Origin of the sequence: Aquimarina sp. AU119, from assembly GCF_900312735.1 — a bacterium.
GTDB classification, from domain to species: domain Bacteria; phylum Bacteroidota; class Bacteroidia; order Flavobacteriales; family Flavobacteriaceae; genus Aquimarina; species Aquimarina algiphila.
The window spans coordinates 210,436-220,737 of record NZ_OMPF01000004.1 but is presented as its reverse complement, the minus strand read 5'-3'; the positions used below and the strand labels follow the sequence as shown (position 1 = coordinate 220,737).

Here is a 10,302-nt window from a genome sequence, read left to right as displayed (position 1 = left end):
CGGTAGTACCGCCAACACTAAGTGTATAGGTCTCATCAGCCTCATCGATAGTATCCTCTTCTCCGCCATTCGTTACTGTAAAGCTCGTTACTCCGGCTGGAACAATAACTCCATCTCCGGCAACATTGAGTGTTACTCCATTACTAAAAGTAGGTGGAGTATCATAATCAGCTGTCACTGTAGCTGTAACATCAGTAATACTAAATGGGAAGTTAGTCACACTTGAACTACCATTACTTAAGGTAACCGTATGCACTAAGTCAGTTCCTTCCGTCTCTGATTCGCTAGTCACACTGGCAATGGTTGGAACTCCATCATTATCTTCTATCGTTCCGGTACCTGTTGTACCCCCAACACTGAGGGTATAGGTCTCATCAGCCTCATCGATAGTATCCTCTTCTCCGCCATTCGTTACTGTAAAGCTCGTTACTCCAGCTGGAACAATAACTCCATCTCCGGCAACATTAAGTGTTACACCATTACTAAAAGTAGGTGGGGTATCATAATCTGCTGTTACACTTGCTGTAACATCGGTAATACTAAATGGGAAGTTGGTCACACTTGAACTACCATTACTTAAGGTAACGGTATGCACTAAGTCAGTGCCTTCCGTCTCTGATTCGCTAGTCACACTGGCAATGGTTGGAACTCCATCATTATCTTCTATCGTTCCGGTACCTGTTGTTCCCCCAACACTGAGGGTATAGGTCTCATCAGCCTCATCGATAGTATCCTCTTCTCCGCCATTCGTTACTGTAAAGCTCGTTACCCCGGCTGGGATAATAACGCCATCTCCCGCAACATTGAGTGTTACACCATTACTAAAAGTAGGTGGAGTATCATAATCTGCTGTCACTGTAGCTGTAACATCAGTAATACTAAATGGGAAGTTGGTGATACTTGAACTACCATTACTTAAAGTAACCGTATGTACTAAGTCAGTGCCTTCGGTCTCTGATTCGCTAGTCACACTAGCAATAGTCGGTGCGTTATCATTATCTTCTATCGTTCCGGTACCTGTTGTACCACCAACACTAAGTGTATACGTCTCATCAGCCTCATCAATGGTATCCTCTTCTCCGCCATTCGTTACTGTAAAGCTCGTTACTCCAGCTGGGATAATAACGCCATCTCCCGAAACATTGAGTGTTACACCATTACTAAAAGTAGGTGGAGTATCATAATCAGCAGTCACTGTAGCCGTAACATCTGTAATACTAAAAGGAAAAGTTAAAGCTGCTACACTCGAACTGCTTAAAGTCACCGTATGGACCAAAGCCGTTCCTTCTGTTTCACTGGCATCACTGACACTAGTAATGGTAATACAAATATTTTCTGAAGAAGAAAGGATAGCTGTATTATATGTTGTTGAATAATCCACTCCAGCCTCGGTTACAAGCCCATTCGATGAATTAACAGTAGCAGGATCTATTGCTCCAAACTGTTGTCCATCACCTCCATCGGCATTAATATCATCATAAGCTTCGTTTGCATCACTACAACCATCGCCGTCACTATCTGTGTCCAAATGGTTAGGGATATTATCTCCATCAGTATCAATGTATGTACAGTACGAAAAACTAGAAAATAAAAATGTTACGTTACCATTATTTACAACATTACCATCTTGTCTTTGTTTTCTGGTAATAACATCAAAAGAAGATACAAGACCTATAATTGTTATATCCGAATAATTAAGTGTTGTATCACCAGAACCATTAGTATAAGAAGTAATTGTAGGTGATAAACTATTATTATTAAGTATGATATTTGAGTTACCTCCAGAAGTAGTTGTATAATCACCATTAGGAAAAGCAGTAGGGCTCATTAAATCACTCATATTTATAGCTTGCACATTTGGCCCTGTAGCATTAACCGTAACCCTATCCCCTTGATCTATACCTGACCATCTAAATTTAACATCTGCAATAGGTTCACTAAAAGTGAATGTATACACAACAGTTTCTCCAATACCATCATCTACTTGTTGCCCTTGTATTCTCAAAGAAGTTGCATTTTCAACTTGAAGTTGAGATAAAGCTCCTCCATTAACAAGATTTGCAACCGCAGTTACATCAACATTTACACTATTAAAATCATAAATATCATTGATAAACCCAACACCATTTTGATTTCCAGAAGGCGCTGTACCCACGTTAATAGCTGCTGAAGAACAATTAAAACTTTCATTTGTATTTAAAATACCATCATTATCTGCATCAAGATCACAACCATTAGGTACATTATCACCGTCACTATCTACTGTATCATTAAAACCTGGACAAGCATCCGAAACATCGGGCACCCCATCATTATCACTATCATTGTCGGTAACTGCCTCTTCAAGAGCTAAATCATCTACAAAATTCCATGTATTTGCACAAGATCCTGAAGCAATAAACTCAAGTAAGAAAGTTCCACTTGAAGGAGCTACAAAACTAACACTTGGTCTACTCCATACATTTTCTATACTTGGAGCCGAAACCGTACCAACAACTGTTCCATCCAATCTAAGTTCTAATTGGGGAGTACATGCCGTCTGAAGAGGTCTTGTTTCAATAAGATAATCAAATGAAAAAGTATATTGAGTTCCTGCAACAACAGTTACATTTTGTGATATCCCTTCGGGATTTGCTCCAAAAACTCTAAAACCAAAATAGCAACCTCCATTAGGAGATGCAGGTCTAGACGCCGTGGTTACAAACCATGCTCTTTGTGTCTCTGTAGACCTATCAGGAGTAAATATTTGCCCCCAACTATCAGGCGCTACACTATCTGTAGCATTATCTGCCGTACAGTCTACTCCAGAAACGTCTAGACCAGGGTTTGTCAATAAATTCTGTGCATAGCCTTCAACTGAAAAAAATAAAAAAAGTAAAGGTATTATCTTAAAATACGAAAAAGATCTGGATATAAACTGCATAAGAAGAAACATTAATAGACAAAAAACTAGCTGATTATAAGTAAGCTACACTTTGAATAAAGTAGGTTAGTAAAATATAACACTATAGAAGGCTAAATAATAGGTTGTAGACATATAATATCTACTACAGCAGTATTTTTTATTATGCCAATATTAGGAATCTTAAGCAAGGATTTTTTAGATAAAAAAATCCGAAGAAAATTCAATAGCCGCAAGGGCAACAAATCTGAGGTAAAAGTACTTTTTTTCATATGACGATTATTTATAACATCTACGAAAACTTAATAGGGTTGGTTCTCATAAATCGTTTACAAAATATTACAAACAAAACACACGGTACATGTAAACCACACATAAGTTACTGTTAAACCGTAAGTTAATGTTTGCGAAATTAAGAAAATAAATCTTCTTATTTTAACATTCTAAAGAAAAATTTCTTAATAATATCGATGTAATACTACTTTTAATCGATTAAATGCACAATTAAAATCTCGCACAACATCTGCTCGCCAAAGTTATTTTTATAATTAAAAGGAATTATCCTTTGTTGGTTCTGTTTAATTGCTATCTATATTTAATAAATACACACAGCATTATCACTAAGTTAATAAAGGAAGTAAAATCTATTCATATTCATTTCAGCCTTCTTAGAAACCCTTATTATTAGCAAATTACTATAAATATAAAAACTTTAACATTTATTTTTATGACAAAAAACACGATAATTGACATAACATCAATTTTCATCGACCAAAAACATAGTCTTTTGAACTATTGTATGATTTTAGCTTCTATTTTTAAACATATACTCAAAAAAGTCATATACCATGATTATCTATTTTTAGTACTATATTTGCAACCTTATTAAGCCAAGCTATACCAAATTCATTGAAAAGGGAGCATCATATATTCTATTAAGGCTATAAGATAAGATCTGAAAAAAATAATACAATTAAATGAAATTTACAGACGAAATAGGAAGAAGAAGAACTTTTGGAATTATCTCTCACCCAGATGCAGGTAAAACTACATTAACAGAAAAATTATTACTTTTTGGAGGAGCAATTCAAGAAGCTGGAGCAGTAAAGTCTAATAAAATCAAAAAAGGGGCTACAAGTGATTTTATGGAAATTGAGCGTCAACGTGGTATATCTGTAGCAACTTCTGTATTAGCTTTTGAATATAAAAACATCAAGATTAATATCCTAGATACTCCTGGACATAAGGATTTTGCTGAGGATACTTTTAGAACATTAACTGCAGTTGATAGCGTTATTGTTGTTATTGACGTAGCAAAGGGTGTTGAGGAACAAACTGAAAAACTAGTTTCTGTATGTAGGATGAGAAATATTCCTATGATTGTGTTTATTAACAAATTAGATCGTGAAGGAAAAGATGCTTTTGAATTGCTTGATGAAATTGAACAAAAATTAGGACTAACTGTGACCCCTTTAAGTTTTCCTATTGGAATGGGTTATGATTTTAAAGGTATTTATAACATTTGGGAGAAAAACATCAATCTGTTTAGCGGGGATAGTAGAAAAAATATTGAAGAGACTATAGAAATATCTGATTTGTCTTCTCAGGAGCTCAACGCGACAATTGGAGATACAGCCGCGGATACATTACGTGAAGAATTAGAACTCGTAGAAGGGATATATCCTTCTTTTGAAAAAGAAGATTATCAAAATGGAAATTTACAGCCCGTATTTTTTGGATCTGCTCTAAATAATTTTGGAGTAAGAGAGTTGTTAGATTGTTTTGTAACCATTGCACCTCCTCCAAGACCAAAAGAAAGTGATATTAGAATAGTAAAACCTGAAGAGAAGGATTTTACAGGGTTTGTTTTTAAAATCCATGCTAATATGGACCCTAAACATAGAGATCGACTGGCATTTATAAAAATTGTATCAGGCACTTTTGAAAGAAATGTACCTTATCTACATACAAGGCATAATAAAAAACTTAAATTCTCAAGCCCAAATGCTTTTTTTGCTGAGAAAAAAGAAATTGTTGATATTTCATACCCAGGAGATATTGTGGGCTTACATGATACAGGAAATTTTAAAATTGGAGATACTCTTACTAAAGGTGAAGTATTACATTATAAGGGTATACCTAGTTTCTCTCCAGAGCATTTTCGATATATCAATAATGCTGATCCAATGAAATCTAAACAATTATCAAAAGGTATTGATCAATTAATGGATGAAGGAGTAGCTCAACTTTTTACTCTAGAAATGAATGGAAGAAAAGTTATTGGTACCGTGGGCGCTTTACAATATGAAGTGATTCAATATCGATTAGAACATGAGTATGGAGCCAAATGTACTTATGAAAATCTAAATGTTCACAAAGCCTGTTGGATTGAGCCGACGGATATAAATAATGAAGAATTTAAAGAATTTAAACGGGTAAAAAGTAAATTTTTAGCAAAGGATAAACAAGATCAATTGGTCTTTTTTGCAGATTCTTCTTTTAGTCTTCAAATGACTCAGCAAAAATATCCTTCGATACAGTTTCATTTTACATCTGAATTCTAAAATTAGCTTTAAATACTTTTCAATAAAATAACAAAGACCTATAAAAAACCCTCCTAATCTGTATTAGAAGGGTTTTAAATTTTATATATAACTATAAATAATATTAAGCTTCGCCTGTAGGGCCAAAGTTCATAGGAATAGGAGCTTGCTCATAATCTTTAATCTCTCCATGAGCAGCCTCAAAACGATTTACATTATCATTAAGTGCCTTAAGTAATCTTTTGGCGTGCTGCGGAGTCAAAATAATTCTACTTTTCACTTTGCTTTTAGGCCTACCCGGCATAATATTTACAAAGTCAACCACAAATTCGGAAACCGAGTGATTTATAATAGCAAGATTACTATATATCCCATCTGCGATAGCTTCATCCAATTCAATATTCAATTGATTTTGCTTCTGATTATTTTTATCTGCCATAACTAATTTTATTTTAGCATCTTTCTATAAAAAAAGAAAGCCTGCCTAAAAAGGCAGGCTCTTCTTATTAATTATAATTAACTTCTTGTCGTTGTTCCATTCGTTCTTCAAATTCATCATTCGAACCAACAATGATACTTTCATAGTCTCTCATCCCTGTTCCTGCTGGTATTCTATGTCCAACAATTACATTTTCTTTAAGACCTTCAAGTGTATCAATTTTACCACTTACAGCAGCTTCATTTAATACTTTTGTCGTTTCCTGGAACGATGCCGCAGAAATAAATGACTTAGTCTGTAGCGATGCTCTTGTAATACCTTGCAGTATTGGAGTAGCCGTTGCAGGAGAAACATCTCTTGCTGTAACTAAGTTTTTATCATCTCTACGTAATGAAGAATTTTCATCTCTTAGATCACGAGGAGAAATAATTTGTCCTGGTTTAAGGTTCTCACTATCTCCAGCATCTTCAACTACCTTCATTCCAAATATCTCATCATTCTCTTCAATAAAATCAGCTTTATGTACTAATTGATTTTCTAAGAAGATAGTATCTCCCGGATCCTGAATTCTTACTTTACGCATCATCTGACGAACTACAACTTCAAAGTGTTTATCATTAATTTTCACACCTTGCAATCGATATACTTCCTGTACTTCATTAACCAAATACTGTTGTACAGCAGAAGGCCCTTTAATTTTAAGAATATCTTCTGGAGTAATCGATCCATCTGATAATGGCATTCCTGCGCGTACATAATCATTCTCTTGTACAAGGATTTGATTCGAAAGTTTTACAAGATACTTTTTAATCTCTCCTATTCTAGATTCTACGATGATCTCTCTATTACCACGTTTGATTTTTCCAAATGAAACCACACCATCAATTTCACTAACCACAGCAGGATTAGATGGGTTACGAGCTTCGAATAGCTCTGTTACTCTTGGAAGACCTCCGGTAATATCACCTGCTTTAGCAGATTTACGAGGGATTTTCACTAAAATCTTACCTACACCAATCTTATCATTATCATCCACCATAAGGTGTGCTCCAACTGGTAGGTTATAAGAACGTAATACTTCATCTCCTTTACCTAGTACATGAAGTGTTGGTATCTTTTTCTTATCACGAGATTCAGAAATTACTTTTTCCTGGAATCCTGTTTGTTCATCTATCTCTACCTGGTAAGTAATACCTTGTTCAATATTTTCATATTTAACTTTACCTGCAAATTCAGAAATGATTACACCATTATATGGATCCCATTGACAAACAACCTGATCAGTTTTGATCGTATCACCATCTTTAATAAACAACTGAGAACCATAAGGAATTAAGTTTGTACTTAAAACAATCTTGGTTTTTGGATCGATAACTTTAATTTCTGATGTACGAGAAATTACTACATCGATCTCATTTCCATCATTATCTTCTCCTTTAACTGTCTTCAGTTCTTCAATTTCAGCTTTACCTGCAAATTTAGATTTCAGTTGATTTTCTTCTGAAATGTTACCTGCAATACCTCCTACGTGGAATGTACGTAAAGTAAGCTGTGTACCCGGTTCACCAATAGATTGAGCTGCTACAACCCCTACGGCCTCTCCTCGTTGTACTGTTTTACCAGTAGCAAGATTACGTCCATAACATTTTACACAAATTCCTTTCTTAGCTTCACAAGTAAGTGCAGAACGAACTTCTACTGATTCTACTGGAGAATTCTCAATATTCCTGGCAACTTCATCGGTAATCTCTACACCTGCTTCTGCTAATACTTCCTGAGTTAACGGATTAATAACATCTTGTAGAGAAGTTCTACCTACAATTCTAGCTGCAAGTCCTTCTATAATCTCTTCATTTTTCTTTAATGGAGATACTTCTACACCTCTAAGCGTACCACAATCTTCTATATTAACAATAACATCTTGAGCAACATCAACCAAACGACGTGTTAAATATCCTGCATCTGCAGTTTTTAGAGCTGTATCTGCAAGACCTTTACGAGCACCGTGAGTAGAGATAAAGTATTCTAAAATAGAAAGTCCTTCTTTAAAGTTAGAAAGAATTGGATTTTCAATAATCTCTCCACCAGCAGAACTAGCTTTCTTAGGTTTTGCCATCAATCCACGCATTCCTGTTAGCTGTCGAATCTGTTCTTTAGATCCCCTTGCTCCAGAATCAAGCATCATATATACAGAGTTAAATCCTTGTTGATCTTCTCTAATACGCTTCATCGATAATTCTGTCAATTCTGCATTTGTAGACGTCCATATATCAATAACCTGATTATAACGCTCATTATTAGTGATCAGACCCATGTTATAGTTCCCTACAATATCATCTACCTTAGCATTAGCATCAGCAATCATGGTATGCTTCTCTTTAGGAATAATAATATCACCTAAACTAAATGATAAACCACCCTGGAATGCAAAGTTATATCCTAAAGTCTTGATTTCATCTAAGAATTCAGCTGTTTCAGGAACACTTGTTACCTTCAAAATACCTCCGATAATATCTCTTAGTGATTTTTTCGTTAGTACTTCATTAATATATCCTGCTTTTTCTGGAACTTTCTCATTAAATAATACACGACCTGTTGTAGTTTCTATAATTTTAGTTACTACTTCTCCTTCTTCATTGATATCTTTAGTACGAACTTTAATATTAGCATTAATATCAAGTCTCTTCTCGTTATATGCAATAGTAACTTCTTCTGGAGAATAGAACGTAAGATCTTCACCTTTAATTTCTAACTCAGGAGTAGACCTACGTGATTTAGTCATATAATACAGACCCAATACCATATCCTGAGAAGGAACTGTTACCGGTGACCCATTGGCAGGGTTAAGAATATTGTGTGATGCTAACATCAACAACTGTGATTCTAAAATTGCTTCTGGTCCAAGCGGTAAATGCACTGCCATTTGATCTCCATCAAAATCGGCATTAAATGCAGTACACACTAATGGGTGTAATTGTATTGCTTTACCTTCAATAAGTTTAGGTTGAAATGCCTGAATTCCTAATCGGTGAAGCGTAGGAGCACGGTTTAATAATACTGGATGTCCTTTTAAGACATTTTCCAAGATATCCCAAACCACTGGCTCTTTTCTATCTATAATTTTCTTAGCAGATTTTACTGTTTTTACAATACCACGTTCGATCAATTTTCTAATCACAAACGGTTTGTATAATTCGGCTGCCATATTCTTTGGAAGACCACATTCGAATAATTTCAATTCTGGTCCTACAACAATAACAGAACGTGCTGAATAATCCACACGTTTACCAAGTAAGTTTTGACGGAAACGTCCTTGCTTACCTTTTAACGAATCAGATAACGATTTTAACGGTCTGTTAGAATCTGTTTTAACAGCAGAAGCTTTACGCGTATTATCAAATAATGAATCTACAGATTCTTGAAGCATACGTTTTTCATTACGCAAAATAACTTCTGGAGCTTTGATTTCCATCAAACGCTTCAAACGGTTGTTACGAATTATTACTCTACGGTATAAATCATTTAAATCTGATGTCGCAAAACGACCTCCATCTAATGGTACTAAAGGACGTAATTCTGGCGGAATTACAGGTACAACTTTAAGTACCATCCATTCTGGATTGTTCTCTCTATTTTTATTAGCATCACGGAACGACTCTACAACCTGAAGACGTTTTAATGCTTCAGTTTTACGTTGTTTAGATGTTTCGTTATTAGCTTTATGTCTAAGTTCATAAGAAAGGGCATCGAGGTCGATTCTTCTTAAAATTTCGATAAGGCATTCTGCTCCCATCTTTGCAATGAACTTATTCGGATCTGTATCATCAAGATATAGATTTTCCTGTGGAAGGCTATCTAAAATATTTAAATACTCTTCTTCTGTAAGGAAATCCATTTTCTGTACAGCTTCACCCTCTTCATTTTTGGCAATACCAGGTTGAATTACTACATAACGTTCGTAGTAGATAATCATATCTAACTTCTTAGAAGGAAGACCTAGTAAATATCCTATTTTATTTGGTAAAGAACGGAAATACCAGATGTGAGCCACAGGAACAACTAAGTTAATGTGCCCTACTCTATCTCTACGTACTTTCTTTTCGGTAACTTCTACCCCACATCGATCACAAACGATACCTTTGTAACGAATTCTTTTATATTTACCACAAGCACACTCAAAGTCCTTTACAGGTCCAAAAATACGCTCACAGAACAAACCATCACGCTCAGGTTTGTGAGTACGATAATTGATAGTTTCGGGTTTTAACACCTCTCCCTTAGATGCTGCCAAAATTGACTCAGGAGATGCTAAACCTATAGAGATCTTATTAAACCTCTTTACTGTATTCTTATCATTATTTCTTGCCATAATATATGGTTGCTAAAGAATTATTGTAATTTAAAATTGAATAATACAT

The 10,302-nt window shown here is 35.0% G+C and carries 4 protein-coding genes; 1 reads left to right on the top strand and 3 read right to left on the bottom strand.

All coding sequences use genetic code 11. The features are described from left to right. Nucleotides 1-2,923, bottom strand: a 2,923-nt coding sequence (locus DK442_RS05575) for a hypothetical protein (RefSeq protein WP_200825090.1), incomplete at its 3' end; no start/stop codon positions are given. Between the two features lie 956 nt (nucleotides 2,924-3,879). Here DK442_RS05575 and DK442_RS05570 point away from each other — a divergent pair. Next, on the top strand, nucleotides 3,880-5,466 hold the full coding sequence (locus DK442_RS05570; protein ID WP_109434868.1) for a peptide chain release factor 3: 1,587 nt from the start codon (nucleotides 3,880-3,882) through the stop codon (nucleotides 5,464-5,466). Nucleotides 5,467-5,569: 103 nt separating this feature from the next. Here DK442_RS05570 and DK442_RS05565 read toward each other — a convergent pair whose 3' ends face one another. Then, nucleotides 5,570-5,884, bottom strand: a complete 315-nt coding sequence (locus tag DK442_RS05565) for a DUF3467 domain-containing protein (protein WP_109434867.1) — start codon at nucleotides 5,882-5,884, stop codon at nucleotides 5,570-5,572. A gap of 67 nt (nucleotides 5,885-5,951) precedes the next feature. Continuing rightward, entirely contained in the window at nucleotides 5,952-10,253 is a 4,302-nt protein-coding gene (gene rpoC, locus DK442_RS05560; protein ID WP_109434866.1) for a DNA-directed RNA polymerase subunit beta', read from the bottom strand. Nucleotides 10,254-10,302: the final 49 nt, after the last annotated feature.

Excerpts from the sequence above, each read along its gene's own strand:
- rpoC (WP_109434866.1), bottom strand. The coding sequence starts at position 10,253 with ATGGCAAGAAATAATGATAAGAATACAGTAAAGAGGTTTAATAAGATC.
- DK442_RS05565 (WP_109434867.1), bottom strand. The coding sequence starts at position 5,884 with ATGGCAGATAAAAATAATCAGAAGCAAAATCAATTGAATATTGAATTG.
- DK442_RS05570 (WP_109434868.1), top strand. The coding sequence starts at position 3,880 with ATGAAATTTACAGACGAAATAGGAAGAAGAAGAACTTTTGGAATTATC.